The organism is Pedobacter yonginensis, from assembly GCF_003173595.1.
In the GTDB taxonomy this organism is placed as follows: Bacteria; Bacteroidota; Bacteroidia; order Sphingobacteriales; family Sphingobacteriaceae; genus Pedobacter; species Pedobacter yonginense.
Map to the genome: position 1 here is coordinate 1,003,665 of NZ_QGNZ01000001.1, position 17,535 is coordinate 1,021,199.

At 38.3% G+C, this 17,535-nt stretch carries 16 protein-coding genes and 1 riboswitch; of the genes, 9 read left to right on the top strand and 7 right to left on the bottom strand.

Annotation, left to right across the window (positions count from 1 at the left end; translation table 11 throughout):
- Positions 1-94 precede the first annotated feature (94 nt).
- Entirely contained in the window at positions 95-1,099 is a 1,005-nt protein-coding gene (locus DHW03_RS04390) for a hypothetical protein (RefSeq protein ID WP_109924506.1), read from the bottom strand.
- A gap of 210 nt (positions 1,100-1,309) precedes the next feature.
- Positions 1,310-1,420: riboswitch (SAM riboswitch) on the top strand.
- Positions 1,421-1,697: 277 nt separating this feature from the next.
- Here DHW03_RS04390 and DHW03_RS04395 point away from each other — a divergent pair.
- The 3 genes from DHW03_RS04395 to DHW03_RS04405 all read left to right on the top strand — a co-directional run bounded on the left by DHW03_RS04395 (position 1,698) and on the right by DHW03_RS04405 (position 5,479).
- Entirely contained in the window at positions 1,698-3,029 is a 1,332-nt protein-coding gene (locus tag DHW03_RS04395) for an O-acetylhomoserine aminocarboxypropyltransferase/cysteine synthase family protein (RefSeq protein WP_109924507.1), read from the top strand.
- Positions 3,030-3,068: 39 nt separating this feature from the next.
- The gene (locus DHW03_RS04400) at positions 3,069-4,127 is read left to right on the top strand and encodes a homoserine O-acetyltransferase family protein (protein ID WP_109924508.1); all 1,059 of its coding nucleotides are present in this window, start codon (positions 3,069-3,071) and stop codon (positions 4,125-4,127) included.
- Positions 4,128-4,237: 110 nt separating this feature from the next.
- Entirely contained in the window at positions 4,238-5,479 is a 1,242-nt protein-coding gene (locus DHW03_RS04405) for a homoserine dehydrogenase (RefSeq protein ID WP_109924509.1), read from the top strand.
- 131 nt (positions 5,480-5,610) lie between these two features.
- On the opposite strand, the gene DHW03_RS04410 is transcribed toward DHW03_RS04405, so the two are convergent.
- Positions 5,611-6,381: a queuosine precursor transporter gene (locus DHW03_RS04410; protein WP_109924510.1), complete on the bottom strand. Its 771-nt coding sequence runs from the start codon at positions 6,379-6,381 to the stop codon at positions 5,611-5,613.
- A 163-nt stretch (positions 6,382-6,544) separates the two neighbouring features.
- Between DHW03_RS04410 and DHW03_RS04415 the strand changes: the two genes are divergently transcribed.
- Positions 6,545-7,771 (top strand): multidrug effflux MFS transporter, encoded by a 1,227-nt coding sequence (locus DHW03_RS04415; RefSeq protein WP_109924511.1) that lies wholly within the window; start codon positions 6,545-6,547, stop codon positions 7,769-7,771.
- A gap of 97 nt (positions 7,772-7,868) precedes the next feature.
- Here the strand turns inward: DHW03_RS04415 and DHW03_RS04420 are convergent, their stop codons facing one another.
- Together DHW03_RS04420 and DHW03_RS04425 are read right to left on the bottom strand one after the other, a co-directional pair.
- Positions 7,869-8,558 (bottom strand): PepSY-associated TM helix domain-containing protein, encoded by a 690-nt coding sequence (locus DHW03_RS04420; protein ID WP_205940958.1) that lies wholly within the window; start codon positions 8,556-8,558, stop codon positions 7,869-7,871.
- A complete protein-coding gene (locus DHW03_RS04425; protein WP_109924512.1) occupies positions 8,524-10,044 on the bottom strand; it encodes a DUF2271 domain-containing protein in 1,521 nt (506 codons plus the stop codon). Before DHW03_RS04425 ends, DHW03_RS04420 begins: the two co-directional genes overlap by 35 nt.
- A 230-nt stretch (positions 10,045-10,274) precedes the next feature.
- Here DHW03_RS04425 and DHW03_RS04430 point away from each other — a divergent pair, with 230 nt between their 5' ends.
- From DHW03_RS04430 to DHW03_RS04445, 4 genes are read left to right on the top strand one after another with little or no spacing between them, the layout of a single operon-like run.
- Entirely contained in the window at positions 10,275-11,420 is a 1,146-nt protein-coding gene (locus tag DHW03_RS04430) for a methionine aminotransferase (protein WP_109924513.1), read from the top strand.
- Between the two features lie 18 nt (positions 11,421-11,438).
- Positions 11,439-12,242 (top strand): nitrilase family protein, encoded by an 804-nt coding sequence (locus tag DHW03_RS04435; protein WP_205940971.1) that lies wholly within the window; start codon positions 11,439-11,441, stop codon positions 12,240-12,242.
- Positions 12,243-12,292: 50 nt separating this feature from the next.
- Positions 12,293-13,327, top strand: coding sequence for a N(4)-(beta-N-acetylglucosaminyl)-L-asparaginase (locus DHW03_RS04440; RefSeq protein WP_109924514.1), 1,035 nt, complete (start codon positions 12,293-12,295; stop codon positions 13,325-13,327).
- 33 nt (positions 13,328-13,360) lie between these two features.
- A complete protein-coding gene (locus DHW03_RS04445; protein ID WP_109925009.1) occupies positions 13,361-14,155 on the top strand; it encodes a copper homeostasis protein CutC in 795 nt (264 codons plus the stop codon).
- A gap of 288 nt (positions 14,156-14,443) precedes the next feature.
- Here the strand turns inward: DHW03_RS04445 and DHW03_RS04455 are convergent, their stop codons facing one another.
- From DHW03_RS04455 to DHW03_RS04465, 3 genes are all read right to left on the bottom strand, one after another.
- Positions 14,444-14,845: a DUF983 domain-containing protein gene (locus DHW03_RS04455; protein ID WP_109924516.1), complete on the bottom strand. Its 402-nt coding sequence runs from the start codon at positions 14,843-14,845 to the stop codon at positions 14,444-14,446.
- A 95-nt stretch (positions 14,846-14,940) separates the two neighbouring features.
- Positions 14,941-15,522 carry a Crp/Fnr family transcriptional regulator gene (locus DHW03_RS04460; RefSeq protein WP_109924517.1) on the bottom strand — a complete coding sequence of 194 codons (582 nt, stop codon included), beginning with the start codon at positions 15,520-15,522 and terminating at the stop codon, positions 14,941-14,943.
- Positions 15,523-15,533: 11 nt separating this feature from the next.
- Complete coding sequence (locus DHW03_RS04465; RefSeq protein ID WP_109924518.1) at positions 15,534-16,520, bottom strand: D-alanine--D-alanine ligase; 987 nt, start codon at positions 16,518-16,520, stop codon at positions 15,534-15,536.
- 232 nt (positions 16,521-16,752) lie between these two features.
- Between DHW03_RS04465 and DHW03_RS04470 the strand changes: the two genes are divergently transcribed.
- Positions 16,753-17,526: a PASTA domain-containing protein gene (locus tag DHW03_RS04470; RefSeq protein ID WP_109924519.1), complete on the top strand. Its 774-nt coding sequence runs from the start codon at positions 16,753-16,755 to the stop codon at positions 17,524-17,526.
- The last annotated feature ends 9 nt before the right edge of the window (positions 17,527-17,535 follow it).

A 17,535-nucleotide genomic window follows, 5' to 3' on the forward strand; every position in this document is an offset into this window, starting at 1 on the left:
ATTTAGATTGTATAAAATCGCGTACCGCCTTTTAAAAAACGGAGAAATCTTTTCATATTGATTTATCCAAGTTAAAAGATTTCTCCGTCTTCGATTATTTAGGATTACAAATTGTAGTGAGTTTTAATCCGTAATTAGGATTTAAAGGCTCGTTGGTTTGCGCCAAACGCTGAGAACCCGTGTTTGCAGGGCAAGCAATATCTCCCGCCGCATCGTAAACCAGCTTAGTTCCAGTTGCAATTAGTTCTGTAGGCACATACAGCTGTACCTTTGTAATTGAATATCCCGAAGGGAAATAACGAATGTAATAGCCGTCAGGATGTTTAGTCCAAATGCCACTAGGCACGTCGCTTCTTGGTGGCGCCATACCAACTATTATCGCATATTTTTCCATGTCGGCATAAGTGTAGTTACCGGATGAAACCAACTGCCGAATGTTATTTTCGGCTTCAAAAACCGCCTTTACACCCGATGGAAGTTGGTCTTTAGCCTTTTCCATAACATCAAAAGGAAGAACTCCCAATGCACCTCCTTCTAATTGCGTAAGTTGTTTCGGCGTTAGCAACTGCAAGGCCGTAACTTTAACTTGTCCAGAATAATCTGCAAATTTTGTTCTTGCAATGATGGTCCACAACAACACTTGAATATCATGCTGCTCTACCTCAGGGTGCTTTTCGGCACTTTTTAAGATGCTCACCACAATGTCTTCCTTTGGTCCTAAAACCGGCGCAAACATGTAGCCATCACCTTTTGAAGGGGCAAAAGTACCCGCTTTTAGGCAATAACTTTTGTTGGTCATTTCGTAAAAGCCTGCACAGAGCACAAAACCACCTTCAGGGTTTTTTGGCAATAAATAAAGTGGTTGAGCCTTTTCCTTACTTTTAAAATCAGGCATCATTTCGCCCTCCCGATTTACATCTTCAAAACTCGTGGTAATTGCAGCTGGTTGTTTAAGCAGTTTATCTACGCCTAAAGCCTTTGCACCTTGTGATGCTCCAACTTTTAATAATTTGTCCTTCAAACCACCGAATTGGGCTTGAGCAGTAAAAAAGCCAAAACAAAGCAGCATGGCTAAACAACAAAATTTAAACTTTACCATGGTTAATTAGGAATAATTTAGGTTATGCAAACTTAAAGTTTTAGAGTTAACTCCGCATTAACTTTATGATTGTAATTTTTATAGCAAAGAATCAGCTTGACTTACAACACTTTAACTAAAATTCAAAATATAATTTTGTTGTTTAAAATATATTTCAGACATTTGGAATATTATTTGGCAAAAGCCAAATAAAAGTCAATCTTCAGGATTGATTTATAAAGAAGTGGCGAGAGACTGGCTCCCTGACCCACTGGCAACCCTCAGAAAGAGAAGGTGCCAATTCCAGACCAAGTAACATGGTGTTATTTGGAAATATAAATTATAAACTTGATGAAAGCATTAAATCTTCAATCGCTAAGCGAGCCTAGTTTAAACCTCAAAAAGGTAACTACCACTGGTAACATTTTTTCCCCTGTGCAAGTTGTGGATTGTATGTGCTGTTGCATGCAATAACACTAAAAATCTTCCTCTCTTGTTTTCAAATTGGAAGGCCCTTAAGCTAAGGGTACGCGATCTCTGGATTCTTGAAATTATCAACCGTATTTTTCAGAATGTCCTACTCAAACCATTTAACATTCACTTATTAAACGATTAAATTATGTCAACCTCATATAAATTTGAAACCTTACAATTACATGCGGGTCAAGAAATAGATCCAACAACAGGCTCTAGAGCTGTTCCGATCTACCAAACGACTTCTTACGGATTTAAAAATGCAGAACATGGTGCCAATCTATTTGCATTAAAGGAATTTGGAAATATTTACACCCGTTTAATGAATCCAACTACCGATGTGTTCGAGAAAAGAATTGCCGCTTTGGAAGGTGGTGTAGCAGCTTTAGCTGTAGCATCCGGACAGGCTGCACAGTTTATTGCACTGAATAACATTTTAGAAGCAGGAGATCATATCGTTTCTTCATCACACATTTACGGCGGAACATACAATCAATTTAAGGTTGCATTTAAACGCCTTGGGATTCATGTAGATTTTGCGAATCCAGATCAGCCTGAAGAATTTGAATCAAAAATAACAGAAAAAACCAAGGCCATTTATCTCGAAACTATTGGTAATCCGGCTTTTAGTATTCCTGATTTCGAAAAAATTGCAGCCATTGCCAAAAAGCACGATTTACCGCTTGTAGTGGATAATACGTTTGGCGCTGCTGGTTATCTATTTAAACCTTTAGAACACGGTGCACATATCGTTGTAGAATCTGCAACCAAGTGGATAGGCGGACATGGTACCAGCATTGGCGGTGTTATTGTTGATGGTGGAACGTACAATTGGGGTAATGGAAAATTCCCGCAGTTCACTAGTCCATCAGAGGGCTATCACGGACTCATTTTTAATGATGTTTTCGGAATTGGCGGTCCTTTTGGAAACATCCAATTTATTATTCGGGCCCGTGTAGAAGGTTTGAGAGATTTGGGTCCTTCAATATCGCCTTTCAACTCATTTTTGCTGCTTCAAGGTTTAGAAACGCTATCCCTTCGGGTACAGCGCCACGTAGATAACGCATTGGAATTGGCCATTTGGTTAGAAAATCATCCATTGGTTAAAGAAGTGCATTATCCTGGTTTAAACAGCAGCAAATACAACAATTTGGCTAAAAAATACTTGAGTAATGGTTTTGGTGCCGTGCTCTCCTTTGAACTGGAAGGAAGCAAAGAAAACGCAACACAGGTAATAGACAACCTAAAACTGGTATCGCACCTAGCCAACGTTGGCGATGCCAAAACCTTAATTATACAACCATCTGCAACAACGCATCAGCAATTGAGCGATAGCGAACAGTTAGCCGCAGGGGTTAAACCAAATGCTTTACGGGTTTCTGTAGGGATAGAACACATCGATGATATTAAGGCAGATTTTGAGCAAGCCTTTGCCGCAATTGGTTCCAAAGTTAAAACAGATGCTGTGCAGGCTTAATAGTTTCCGATTAAAGTTATTACAACAATACAATTTAGAATGAGCTCAGTTTCAACATATAGTCATCCCAAACAATTTAAATTAGAAAACGGTAAAAAAATACGAAATCTGCAAATTGCCTATCAAACATATGGCAAGCTAAATGCGAATAAAGATAATGTGATTTGGGTTTGTCATGCCCTAACCGCAAATTCGGACGTGTTAGAATGGTGGTCGGGATTATTTGGAAACAATGCATTATTTAACCCAAACGATCATTTCATCATTTGTGCAAATGTTTTAGGTTCTAATTATGGTACCACCAGTCCGTTAAGTACAAATCCGGTAACGGGTGCGCCATACTACTTGAGCTTTCCGCAATTCACCGTCCGCGATTTTGTTTCTGCACATCAGGTCTTAGCCATGCATTTAGGAATAGATCGAATTAAGGTTTTAATTGGAGGATCGTTAGGTGGCCAACAAGCTGTTGAATGGAGCATTTCTGAACCGAGTAAAATCGAAAACTTGATTCTGGTAGCTACAAATGCCGTGCATTCTCCTTGGGGCATTGCCTTTAACGAAAGTCAGCGCTTGGCCATTACTGCCGACAGAACATTCTACGCAAATCAACCAGATGGTGGCAGCAAGGGACTGAAAGTTGCACGTAGTATTGCCCTGTTAAGTTACAGAACTTACGATGCCTACGGCAGTACACAGGTAGAAAGTGTAAACGAGAAAACCGATAATTTCCGGGCGTCTTCCTATCAGAATTATCAAGGTGAAAAATTAATCAATCGCTTTAACGCTTACAGTTACTACTACTTAACTAAAGCTATGGATAGCCACAATGTGGGCAGAAATCGCAACAGTATTGCCGATGCGCTTAGCCTGATTAAAGCCAATACCCTTGTGATTGGAATTGAAAACGATGTTTTGTTTCCCATTTCTGAACAAAAATATTTGGCCGATCATATTCAGGGGGCAGAATTTTACGCCTTACATTCTGATTATGGCCATGATGGCTTCCTGATTGAAACCAATGCACTCACTAATATTATTGGAAACTTTATAAAAGAAAGCAGCAATAAAAAAATAATCAAACTTCAGCATACGGCTTAAAGTCAGTAACATCCGAATTGGAGTTGAAGAAAGTATAAAAAATGAAAATTGAGCGGTAGAACTTATCTGCAATAGATGAATGCTAATCAATTCTTGACATTAGACATAAGATGAGTAAAAATTTAAAAATAGGATTATTTGGTTTCGGTGTTGTAGGGCAAGGCTTATTGGATATTATTCAAAGCCAAAACCTAAACCTAGAAATTATTAAAATTGCAATTAAAGATCCAAGAAAAACCCGTACGCTAAGCAAAGAATTATTTACCACCAACCGGGATGAAATTTTAGATAACACGGAAATTAATACCGTTGTAGAATTGATTAACGATGCCGATGCTGCCTACGAAATTGTAACTAAAGCACTTAAAAGCGGTAAGAATGTGGTTTCTGCAAACAAAAAAATGATTGCTACGCATTTAAAAGAGCTGGTAGATTTGCAAAAACAATACGGTACATCGCTCCTGTATGAAGGTGCAGTATGTGGCAGTATCCCAATCATTCGAAATTTGGAGGAATATTACGATAACGAATTGTTCCATGCTCTAAGCGGTATCTTTAATGGTTCTTCAAATTACATTCTTTCAAAAATCTTCAATGAAAACCAGAGTTATGGCTCGGCTTTAAAAGAAGCGCAGGATTTAGGTTTTGCAGAAACAGATCCAATTTTGGATGTGGGTGGTTACGATCCTAAATACAAATTGGCCATTGCCACAGCACATGCTTATGGCTTATTCATTAATCCCGATCATATTTTAAATATTGGTATTCAAAACCTTTCTCAGTATGACATTAATTATGCGAAGGAAAAAAACTTCAAAATTAAGTTGGTTCCAACAGCTAGAAAAGTGAATACCAAACAAATTGTAACCTACGTATTGCCTAAGTTGGTTGCAAAAGATGATTTTTTATATAATGTTGAGAATGAGTACAATGCGGTAACCGTGCAAGCTGCCTTTGCAGATAAACAATTCTTTTTTGGTAAAGGCGCAGGTGGTCATCCAACAGGCGCCGCAGTGCTTTCTGATATTGCCGCTTTAAGATATGATTATCGCTACGAGTATAAAAAATATCACCAGGAGAATGGTGTAAGCCATACCGAAAATATTTTGTTGGAAATTTATTTACGTTATGCTGATGAAGACTTGATTAGCCTTTTGGAATTTGATAACATCAGCGAACGCTATTCGGCCAGCAGCTATAAGTATGTAATCGGAACAGTTAAGTTAGAAAATTTGATTAAAAATCGTGATCTGCTTTTGGATGAGGCTGTATTTATAGCTTACACCGGAAGACAGATTTATAAAGAGGAAAAAATATCGACTTCGACCTTTGCAGAGGCTGAAGCCGTCTGAAAAAATTTTTAAGTTAATTTTTTTTATTTGTTTTGTTGTTAAGCATAAAGGTCGGAGCGAGTCCGACCTTTTGCGTGAAATCATATTTCTAAATCCCCATAATTGAACATCAAAAATGTTTCCATGAGAGATTAACCCTTCGCTGCCTCATCCATAAGTTTATGCGCCAAATCTTTACCTAAATAGCCATCAATAATTCTATGCACGAGGTACAAAATTGGTGTCATTAAAATGGCTACAATAAATTTATACGTGTAACCCACTAAGCCAATGGCAAAAACCTGCTGCCAACTGTAATGATATTGAGGATTGATGTAGAAAGCGATAAAAATTACCACAAAACTATCTACAAATTGCGAAACTAAAGTTGACCCAGTTGCACGTAACCAAAGCGATCTGTCACCTGTAAATTTCTTTATCCGATGGAATATAACTACATCCACCATTTGCCCGATAATAAATGCAGTAATTGATCCTACAATAATCCACATCCCCTGCCCAAAAATGCCAGCAAAGGCATTGTTCATGTTCACGTCCTCCCCATTAATGGTTTGATGTACCCAGAAATCGGCCGCAGTTAAATGCATAGAACCCCAAACCACCAGAAAAGCAAAGGCAATAAGGATTGATGTTAAAATGGATAGAAATCGAACTTGCTGAACCCCAAAATACTCATTAATAATATCCGTCATGATAAAGATGATGGGCCAGGTTAAAACACCTGCAGACATTACAAATGACAAATGTGGCACGCCGAACAAATTAATGTCGAATTTGCTAAACCCAAGTGTCTCTTCAACACTGAATAATTTAACGCCAATAAATTCAGATAAAATCGCATTTGCCACAAAAAAACTACCCAGAACGAGTAATAAACGGCTTTCCTTGGTTTTAAAAGTCATAGACTATAAATCTAAATATAAAATGCATCACATTTTAAGATCAAGGCTACATTTTGAATTATTTACAATTGGCTTACTCCTTTTTACAATCATTCAACCTTAAAAATAGTTTAAGACAATAAATCTCCCAATCTTTGCGGCTTCAAAAAAATCGGAAATTCTTATGCCTAAAAAAAAACACTTCTACCTTATTTTAATTTTAGGCTCGTTAGCTGCACTTGGTCCCTTTTCTATTGACATGTATTTACCTGGGTTTATTGATATTGCAAAAGATTTAGGAACAACAGAATCTGCCGTATCGCTATCACTATCCAGCTTCTTCATCGGAATTTCTTTCGGACAATTATTATACGGGCCATTACTAGATAAATACGGTCGCAAAAAGCCTTTGTATTTTGGCTTATTGTTATATATCGTGGCTTCAATCGGTTGTTTAGCCGTAACAGATATTAATCAGCTCATTGTACTTCGTTTTGTACAGGCCATTGGGAGCTGCGCCACTGCGGTTGCTTCCGTTGCCATGGTTCGCGATTTATTTTCAGTTGAAGAAAGTCCTAAAGTTTTTGCTTCATTAATGCTGGTTATTGCAGTATCACCTATGCTTGCCCCAACTGCCGGAGGCTATTTGATTGCAGCATTAGGTTGGAAATACGTGTTTGTGTTTTTAGGTTTTATGGCCATTCTTATGCTCTTGGCTTCTATATTTAAATTACCAGAAAGCTATAAACCCGACCCAACCTATTCCCTAAAACCTAAGCCAATTTTAACCAATTTCTTGATTGTGTTGAAAGAACCTCAGTTCTATACCTATGCCTTAATTAGTTCGATAACCTTTTCAGGCTTATTCGCCTACGTTTCTTCCTCACCCACGGTTTTTATGAAAATTTATGAGGTGAGTAAAACTGGATATGGCTGGATTTTCGCCCTTTTATCAGTTTCCTTTATTGGATCGAGCCAAGTAAACAGTCTCATTTTAAGGTGGTTTAGCAGTAAGAAAATTGTAACATGGGCATTAATTGCTCAATGTATTTTCAGCCTAATCTTCTTAATTTTCGCTTTAAATAACTTATTAAATCTATATTCAACCATAGGCTTCATCGCGCTGTTTCTATGCTGTTTAGGTTTCATCAATCCAAATGCAGCAGCTTTATCTTTAGCACCATTTAGCAAAAATGCAGGTAGTGCCTCAGCCCTGATGGGTGCCTTACAAATGGGTTTAGGGGCATTAGCATCTGTTATGGTGAGTTTGTTTAGCGAACATTCAGTCGTGCCGATGCCCTTGGTTATGGCAATGGCGGCTTTTATAGCCTTATTTTGTTTGTTAATTGGTAGAAGATTTATCCGGACAGAAATTGAGGCTTCTACTGATGCAGCTGTGGTTGCACACTAAATTTGGATAGAGAAACTTAAAATCATCAAGCCACAAAAAAACCACTGAAAGTTCAATACTACAGTGGTTTTTAGGTTTTAGTAGGGCCGTTAAAGCGCTAATGTACAAACAACTTGTAAATCAAATAGCAAGCAATTGTTCCGACTGCTGCAATGAGGAAACCACTCAAGCGCTTTTTCTTAATGAAACAAATTAAGATGATGCCAGAGATGGACACCAAAGTCATCAATACAGCAGAAATGTCAATAATCCACGACCAGGCTTTTCCAGAATCTCGGCCTTTATGCAAATCGTTTATTACGGCTACAGCGCCTAAACGCGTAACGGTTAACTCGTATTTACCCGTTTCACGATCCACAAAAGAATCTGCAATGTACCCTGGTCCATTAAAAGTTAAACTACATTCACGATCATCGATTCTGAAATCACTTAAGGCCCCTTTAACTTGGTGCTCGTTCCTGAAAAATTCTACCAACTGTAGCTTATTTATTTTTGCAGTATCGGTTTGATTTACCCACCTCACCTCCACATTTCCAGAATCTTTGGTAACCACTTCTTTGCCAGAGGTAAACCAATCTGCATGGTTTAGCGTTAAACCCGAAACCGCGAAAAACAATAGAATAGTAAAACTAACCATGGATAAATAGATGTGCAACCAACGAGATAAGCCTGCTAAACGCTTTTTCCCTTTTGCTTTACCACTATCTTCTTTTATCGCTTTCTTGCCCAAGCCAACTGGCGCAGCAATTACATTATTTTTTTGGGGTTCCGATTTTTCTGTAGTCAAGAGATGCTGAAGCTAATTCCGTATTTGGGGTTAATTCTACTTTTTTGGCGGTGCCTGTAAATTTCATGGTTTGCGACAGTATCTGGTAAGTACCATGTTCTCGCGCCACTTCAATGTAAACCGTATAAGTACCAGCTTTTACTAAATTTCCGCTATCATCTTTACCATCCCAAGCTAAGCTATATTTGCCTGGTCCACGTGTTGCAGAGCTGGTTGAACTCAATTTACCATCAGCACCTTTTTTGAACTCATCGCCGTTGCTACGAGTCCACGATTTTAAATCTGGTAACCAACGTGGCTTATTGTACCAAAGCGCAATATTACGAACTGGTGTTTTCGCTTCGTTTTCTACCCAAACCGCTACAAAAGGTCTGCGAACCCGCATCCCTTCAATCTGTGCAATTTCTAAATTTACCACCAATTCAAATTTGGTATTCCATAGCTTATCTGCCGAATGCTTGGAAGCATTTAGAACTGGCTTCGCTGTATTAACTTCATATTTAAACCAGCCTTTACTTTTAACTTCTTCGCCATTTTTGGTGACCAACATATATTCAACACCATTTCTGGTCGAAGCTAATTTTTCTATCTCACTGATAGATAATACATTAAACGAGGTAGCTAATGCGCCCGCCTCACTTGCATTTGGCGCGATTACAGTAGCACTGATGATTTCAGAAACTGGGTTACCTGTGCGCGGATCAACAATATGCGAAAACCATTTACCATCTATATTGAAACCTCTGCGATAGTTTCCGCTCGTGGCAACAGCCATATTTGAAACCTGTACAGTGGTTAATGCGATATCATTTTCTGCATCAGCCATTGGGTTGGCAATTGCTATCCTTTCCGCTTGTGATCCTTTAATTACCATATCGCCACCAATATTCACCACTACATTTTCTATACCTGCCGATTGAATCGCTTTGTCGGCCGCTTTAGCAATGACGTAGCTTTTAGCAAAAGAGTTTAAAGCTAAAGGAGCATCATCTAAACGGGTTACGCTTTGGTTAGCTTCATCTAAAACATAGTGTTTTTGCTTTACTTGGTTTACGGCTTGCTGTAACTCGGAGGTACTTGGCAAACGATTTTCAATTGATGCCTTTTTCCAAACTTTGCCCACAACTTCTGCCGAAGCATCTAAAGCACCATTAGTTAAAACTTTATAATTTTCGAAAGCCTTTAATACTTCAAATAAATCAGCAGAGATTTTGGTGGCTTGATGGCCGTTTCTCAACCACTTATTAAATTCACTATCAGCTTTGTATGCACTTAAAACTTGATCTAAACGATCTATTTCTGCTAAAGCATTACGTTCTGCCTGTTCCGCATCTGCTTCGCTACTGGTTTTAAATTTTAACTCTAAAGATGTTCCCAATACATTCTCGTAATTGGATACAAAAGTTCGTGCTGATTTCTTCGGAATGACAAATGCAGATGCAATAGTGAAGAGAAATCCAACACTCAGGATGTGCTTATATTTCATAAAATGAGAAAGATTATATTTCGTTACAAATAAAAGGCTTTATTTGGATTAATTATTAATAACGATTAAAAATATTTAAAATGATACAAAAATAAATTCTGAAGAGGGCGCATCATACATTTTTTAAGGGAGAAGCCTAGATAAAATAGATTACTCCTCTTTCACTGTAATGCCTTTCCCAAACACATATACTTTAATCTTAGTTGCTTTTTTCCTATTTTCGCTTATAGATGCTGAATATACAATCGAAACTCCCGGGCGTAGGTACAACCATTTTCTCGGTCATGTCAAAACTCGCCAATGAATACAATGCCATTAACCTTTCGCAAGGTTTTCCAGATTATGCATGCGACCCTAAACTAATTGATTTAGTTACAAAAGCCATGAAAGATGGCTTTAACCAATACGCCCCTATGCCGGGCAATACAGCGCTAAAAGAAAATATTGCCGAGAAGGTAGAACATCTCTATCAGGTAAAATACAATCCAGAAACCGAAATTACAGTTACGGCAGGTGGTACCCAAGCCATATTTACGGCCTTAGCCACCATCATTAATCCGGGCGACGAAGTCATCATTTTTGAACCGGCTTACGACAGTTATGCACCAACCATCAAACTTTTAGGCGGCATCGTTAAAACTTATGAACTTACACCGCCCAATTATGGTATTGATTGGGATATGGTTAAGAAATTGTTTACGGCCAATACCAGAATGATTATTTTAAATTCTCCGCAAAACCCCACAGGAAGTATTTTATCTAATCAGGATATGCAGGCTTTGGTTAAGCTGATCAATGGTACCGACATTTTGATTTTGAGTGATGAAGTGTACGAGCACCTCATTTACGACGGCAAAAAACACGAAAGTGTAATGCTTTACCCAGAATTAAGAGAAAGAAGTTTCATCATAGCCTCATTTGGCAAGCTTCTACACGCTACCGGATGGAAGTTAGGCTACTGTTTAGCGCCAGAGAAATTAACTGCCGAATTTAGGAAAGTACACCAATTTAATGTTTTCAGCGTTAATAGTGCAATGCAACAAGCAATAGCAACGTACATTAAAGCACCAGAAAATTATACAGGCATCGCTAATTTCTTCCAACAAAAACGCGATTACTTTAGAAATCTCTTAGCAGAAAGTCGCTTTAAATTGCTACCTTGTAGTGGTTCTTATTTTCAATGTGCCAGTTATAGTGATATAAGCGATGAAAGTGATAAAGACTTTAGCGTTAGACTATTAAAAGAATTTGGAGTTGCCGCCATCCCCGTTTCGGCATTCTACCAAAAAGGTACAGATTATAAAATTATTAGATTCTGTTTTGCAAAGGAAAATTCAACCCTGTCTTCAGCTGCAGAAAAATTAAGACATGTTTAAATTTACAAAATGAACCATATGGAAGCACCTGTTTACACTCAAATCGAAAACCTGAAAGTAACTGTTTTTCAGGCTTATCTTTTTTGGGAAAACATCGAGAAGAATTTATTGAATCTTGCTTTGCGACTTTCTATGGGGGTTAGAGAAAAAACAGATTTAATTGTTTTGCCTGAGATGTTCAACAGTGGCTTTAGCATGAATGCTGAGGCTTTGGCAGAAGAAATGGGTGGCGTAACGATGCAATGGATGCAGAAAATGGCCGGTCTTTACAATTGTGTGGTTACAGGTAGTTTAATCATCAAAGAAAACGGCAAATATTATAACCGCTTAATTTGGATGCATCCAGATGGTGAACACCAGCACTACGATAAGCACCATTTATTCGGTTTGGGTGATGAAGATAAAAATTTCACAGCGGGTACCGAGAAACTTATTGTAACGCTAAAAGGATGGAAAATCCGTTTGGGCATTTGTTACGATTTACGCTTTCCAGTTTGGTTGAGAAATCAAAAAGAAGAATATGATATCTTATTGCTCATTGCCAGCTGGCCAGATAAACGTTCGTTACATTGGAAAGCCTTAATCACTGCTCGGGCAATCGAAAATCAAAGCTATGTGATTGGCGTAAACCGAGTTGGCCATGATGGAAATCAGGTATATCATAGTGGCCATTCGATGTGTATAGATCCTTATGGAAATACCGTTTATTACAAACCAGAAGATGAAGATTTATACACTTTTAGCATCAATTACGAAGAACTTGTGAAAATCAGACGACAATTTCCATTCCTTCGGGATGCTGATCAATTCACGATCCAATAATATTCACATCCTAACCAAAAATCGATCCTTAAAAATTAACAGTCCCTACAATGTTCAACCGTCGTAAATTTATAAAGACCTCTGCCCTCTCAGCAGGCTTATTGGCAATGGATAAAACCAGCATGGCTAATTTAATGCCCTCAAAAGCAACAAAGGTGGCCAATCTCCCAATCGTAATCTCAACATGGGATTTTGGAATTGCTGCCAACGCGGATGCTTGGAAAGTTTTATCAAAAGGCGGAAAGGCCTTAGATGCCGTTGAACAAGGCGTTTGGGTACCTGAAGCCGATGAAAAAAATCAATCAGTAGGTTATGGTGGCCTGCCAGATCGTGATGGGCGTGTTACGCTTGATGCCTGTATCATGGATGAATTGGGTAATTGCGGTGCGGTTTTAGCATTAGAGCACATCAAACATCCAATTTCTGTGGCCCGTAAGGTAATGGAAAAAACACCTCACGTAATGCTTGCTGGAGATGGAGCTTTACAATTTGCTTTAGAACAAGGCTTTAAAAAAGAAAATCTACTTACCCCCGCAAGTGAAAAGGCTTGGAAAGAATGGCTTAAAACGGCCAAGTATGCTCCCGTGATGAACATCGAAAATCAGTTGTATGAAAAGGCTGCCCCACAGAAGTTGCCAGGCAATCAATATAACCATGATACCATCGGCATGCTTGCCATTGATGATAAAGGGAATATTTCTGGTGCATGCACCACTAGCGGAATGGCTTATAAACTTCATGGCCGAATTGGCGATAGCCCTATAATTGGTGCAGGATTATATGTAGATAATGAGATTGGTGGCGCAACATCTACCGGTGTTGGAGAAGAAGTGGTGAGAAACGTTGGATCTTTTTTAGTTGTAGAACTGATGCGACAAGGTTTTACGCCAGAAGCGGCATGCAAGGAAGCTGTTATGAGAATCATTAAAAAGAAACCCGAAACCGCAAAAAACATACAAGTGGGCTTCCTAGCCATCAATAAGAAGGGCGAATATGGTGCCTATGCCATTCAGCAAGGTTTTAGTTATGCCGTTTGTAATGCAGAAAAGCAAGATCTTTTAATTAAAGGAAAAAGTTATTATTAGTTTCTTCAAATATCCATCTAAATGCTCTACCAAATGAATGTTGATAGGCCCACCAAAATCTATAAAAATAACTTAGGCGCATGGGGTTTAGAAGTTTGCGCAAATGGATATGAATCTGCATTAGCTGCCCAAAATGGGGGTGCAAAACGGGTTGAACTTTGCGATAATTTAGCTGAAGGTGGAACCACTCCAAGCTATGCCCAAATTGCGCTGTCAACAAAGTATCTATCTATTGAGGTTTGGCCAATCATTCGGCCAAGGGGTGGCGATTTTCTATATTCTGATCTAGAATTTGAACTGATGAAGGAAGACGTAAAAATCTGCAAATCATTAAGTTGCACAGGAATAGTTACCGGAATACTTCAGGCGGATGGAAATATTGATAAAACACGTTGTGCGGAACTTATCGACCTCGCCAAACCCCTACCTGTTGCCTTTCATAGGGCATTTGATATGAGTGTTAATTTGGAAAAGGCGCTGGAAGATTTGATTGAGTTGGGAATTGTCAGGGTATTGTCATCTGGCGGTTCTTCATCTGCAATTCAGGGTGCAGCTACTTTAAGCAGCTTAATTGAATTGGCCAATGGGACAATCACAATCATGCCTGGTGCAGGCATAAATGAGACTAATTTAAAGGAGCTTATCGATAAAACAGGCGCTACAGAATTTCATGCTTCAGCAAAACAATTTGTAAGCAGTAAGATGCAGCATAGAAACAATAAAACAAAAATGGGTAATATTGAAGATGAATACCAATTTGAGCTCACTTCCGCAGAAAGAGTTAAAACATTGGTTGAAATCCTTAAATGCTCTTTTCATGAAGCATAAACGCCTCATACTTTTTAAGCACCCAAAACGGTAATCGATTCACTGCAAGTGCAATTTAAACTCGATGGGACGGAAAGCCGCTATTTTTGATAGCGCTTGGAGGTACAGCGAGACAGAACTAAACCGAAGTATTGCTGCTATTGCTTTCCAAGTTGTTTATGTTGTGTTGAGTAATAACCCGTCTAAACCAGGAGTTAGCGTTAAATTAAGAGCATTGGGTAAGAAAGTTTTTATATCTCTCACTTCAGCACTTTATATTTAGCAGGTTTTAAATTCTTTTTTTCGCCTTTAAAACTTTTTATCTCCACTACCAGGAACATAACCAAGTCCGGGGGTTAACCAATGTAATAGAATAACCCTCGAGTAACGATAATTAATTGGTGATAAAAGCAAAACGCCTAATAAAATCAAACCCACATAGTACCAAAGATTTTCGTAAACTAAAGCCAAACCTAAAACATAGGATGCAACCCCAATGCTTATAATTTCAGCTACATTCATGGCATAGCTCACAAACATCGATACATAGAAAAAACCTGGCTCTCGCTCAAATTTCAAGTTGCAATAAGGGCAATTGATGTTTGTTTTCTGTAGTCTGAAAGCGTAAGCACTGCCTGTAAAAATATCGCCCTTCCGGCAACGTGGACATTTACATTGTAACACCGCTTGGAATTTAGTTAACTCTGCCATAATCTTGATTTGATGATGCAAATTTAGCCAAAAGCATGGCCCTAAAACATGACCTACATCATATCATCAAACCTTTTTTTGCCACAATAGTTTGATTAGGTTTTTACAATCTTGCCGCGTTTGAGTTGAATGAGTTTTTTATCGGCTAGAAGCTTCACTCCTCTTATTACGGTTTCAACACGCAAGCCGGTCATGTCGGCCAGCTCTTGTCGGGTAACCGCTAAACTCGATCCACTTTGCACATCGTTAAAAAGGTAATTGATGATGGTTAACAGACGATGCTCCGCCTTCTCATTGGCCAATTCTTCCAACATCATCGATTTATAAAAGAGTCTGTTGCCCAACACCTTAATCAAATCCATACTAAATTCGGGATCATTTTTGAGCAGGCTTAAAAAATCGACTTGACTTACTGCTATAATTTCCGAATCTTTATTTGCAATGGTATAAGCCAAATAAGGTCGGTTAACTAAAATTGCAGGTTCACCAAAATATTCTCCAGTTTTAAATACGCCTTGGATAAATTCCTTTCCCTCATCGCTTACGGTAACCATTCTGATCTCCCCGCTTTTAATAAAGTACACAAATCTTGGTTTTGCGCCAGGTTCGTAAATTATGGAATCTTTTGGATAATGCTTAACCGTAAATCCTTTATTGATTAAATGCTGAACATCCATGAGATCAGGGCTTAGCCTAAGGTTTCCTTCATCAAACTTGTATAAAATTCTTTTAGGGTTAAGCCCATTGCCGCAACTTGTTGAGGGATAAAACTGGTGGCGGTTTGGCCAGGGATGGTATTGATTTCTATAAAGTAGAATTTCCCTGTTTCGTGCTCCAAGAAATAATCAATACGCACAACGCCCCTACAATTCAGCTTTTTATATACATCTGTAACCACTTGCTGTACTCTCGTCAATTCTTCGGCATTCATTCGTCCGGGAGTAATTTCTTCCGTAGCACCAGGCGTGTATTTTGCTTCGAAATCAAAGAATTCATTTGCTGGAATCACTTCGGTGGTTGGTAATACCGTAATTTTTCCATCGGCACCAAAAACACCAATCGAAAATTCTCTACCGCTTACAAATTCTTCAATTAAGATTTGGTCGTCTTCTTTAAAAGCCTTCTCAATGGCTATTTTCAGATCATCAGCATGTTTTACCTTGCTCATGCCAATGCTACTGCCACCGCTGTTGGGTTTAACAAAATAAGGCAACCTTAAATCTTGCTTTATCTTACTTAGGCTATAGTTCCCATTCTTAAAAATCTGCACCGATTTTGCGGTGTATAAATTATCTATACCTTCAACAATTGCTTTGGTATAACCCTTATTCATGGTTATGGACGAAGTTAAAGCATTGCAGGTTGTGTATGGAATGTTCAACATATCGAAGTAGCCCTGTAATTTCCCGTCTTCGCCAGGCGAGCCATGAATGACGATAAAAACCCCATCAAACTTAATTTTACGACCTTCGATCATTAACGAAAAATCATTTTTATCAATTTCTATTTTAACAGAATCAGAAGGTTCATAAAACCATCCTTTATCATTAAGCATTATTTTATAAACGTCGTATAAATTGGCGTCGATATTTTGAGCAATGGTTGCTGCACTTTTTACTGAAACCACCCATTCGCCTGTGGTACCGCCTGTTAACAATGCAATCGTTTTCTTCATCGGGAGAATCCTTTATTAAATAGAATTTGAATAAAAATTTATCGTCAAAAATATAAATATCTTTGTGCATTCTTTAATTTTGATGGCCTGATTATTGAATTAAAAAGCGATAAATAGAGTATATTATTTTAATTATTATTGAACGGTATTTTTAAAGCCTTTATCATTCCTTATTCAATAATTAAATTAATTACATTTGAGTTTGTACGCATAACCCCAGAAATTAACATTCATGTCTAAATTTATAGATTATTTAAAAACCCGATCATTTAGAAACAACGTTATTGCCGCTATTTTAACTGTAGTTGGGCTATTACTCATCGCCTTCTTTAGTTTGAGGTATTACACCAAGCATGGCGAGGGACTAAATGTGCCGTTGGTTAAAGGGCTAACCTTCGAGCAAGCCGTAATCAAATTGGAAGAGGCTGGATTGAAGTATGAAGTAGATTCCGTCTTCATCATGGATCAACCTCCCGGCATTGTAATTGATCAAGATCCAGACCCAAATACCTTTGTTAAAGATAACAGAACCATTTATTTAACCATTAACGCGGGCAAAACACCGAATACTAAATTTCCTGATATTGAGTTTAAATCGTTAAGGGAGGCACAGGCGATTATAGAAAGTTCGAGGTTAAAGCTTGGTGATACCACTTATAAACCAGATGTAAGTAGAGATGTGGTTTTACAGGCATCATTTGGTGGCCAACCGATAAAAGCAGGAGAAATCATTCCTGTCGGTTCCAGAATCGATTTGGTTTTAGGCGACGGTAGAGGAAGCGAGGAAGTAGATATTCCTCAGCTAATTGGCTTAACCATGGATGAGGCAAAATTTAGTCTTAAAGGATCAAATCTAATGCTGGGAGATATTTTATACGATGGCCCAATTACCGACAGTGCAAATGCAGTAATTGTAAAACAAGACCCAATGTTGGTTGATTCTTTAACAAAAGTTTCCATCGGAACGCGCATCAACATTACACTATCTAACAAACAACAACCATAAATACGTAGA

Coding starts and splice junctions, on each gene's coding strand:
- DHW03_RS04470 (WP_109924519.1), top strand. CDS start 16,753: ATGTCTAAATTTATAGATTATTTAAAAACCCGATCATTTAGAAACAAC.
- DHW03_RS04465 (WP_109924518.1), bottom strand. CDS start 16,520: ATGAAGAAAACGATTGCATTGTTAACAGGCGGTACCACAGGCGAATGG.
- DHW03_RS04460 (WP_109924517.1), bottom strand. CDS start 15,522: ATGGATGTTCAGCATTTAATCAATAAAGGATTTACGGTTAAGCATTAT.
- DHW03_RS04405 (WP_109924509.1), top strand. CDS start 4,238: ATGAGTAAAAATTTAAAAATAGGATTATTTGGTTTCGGTGTTGTAGGG.
- DHW03_RS04445 (WP_109925009.1), top strand. CDS start 13,361: ATGAATGTTGATAGGCCCACCAAAATCTATAAAAATAACTTAGGCGCA.
- DHW03_RS04430 (WP_109924513.1), top strand. CDS start 10,275: ATGCTGAATATACAATCGAAACTCCCGGGCGTAGGTACAACCATTTTC.
- DHW03_RS04455 (WP_109924516.1), bottom strand. CDS start 14,845: ATGGCAGAGTTAACTAAATTCCAAGCGGTGTTACAATGTAAATGTCCA.
- DHW03_RS04425 (WP_109924512.1), bottom strand. CDS start 10,044: ATGAAATATAAGCACATCCTGAGTGTTGGATTTCTCTTCACTATTGCA.
- DHW03_RS04440 (WP_109924514.1), top strand. CDS start 12,293: ATGTTCAACCGTCGTAAATTTATAAAGACCTCTGCCCTCTCAGCAGGC.
- DHW03_RS04395 (WP_109924507.1), top strand. CDS start 1,698: ATGTCAACCTCATATAAATTTGAAACCTTACAATTACATGCGGGTCAA.
- DHW03_RS04390 (WP_109924506.1), bottom strand. CDS start 1,099: ATGGTAAAGTTTAAATTTTGTTGTTTAGCCATGCTGCTTTGTTTTGGC.
- DHW03_RS04410 (WP_109924510.1), bottom strand. CDS start 6,381: ATGACTTTTAAAACCAAGGAAAGCCGTTTATTACTCGTTCTGGGTAGT.
- DHW03_RS04400 (WP_109924508.1), top strand. CDS start 3,069: ATGAGCTCAGTTTCAACATATAGTCATCCCAAACAATTTAAATTAGAA.
- DHW03_RS04435 (WP_205940971.1), top strand. CDS start 11,439: ATGGAAGCACCTGTTTACACTCAAATCGAAAACCTGAAAGTAACTGTT.
- DHW03_RS04415 (WP_109924511.1), top strand. CDS start 6,545: ATGCCTAAAAAAAAACACTTCTACCTTATTTTAATTTTAGGCTCGTTA.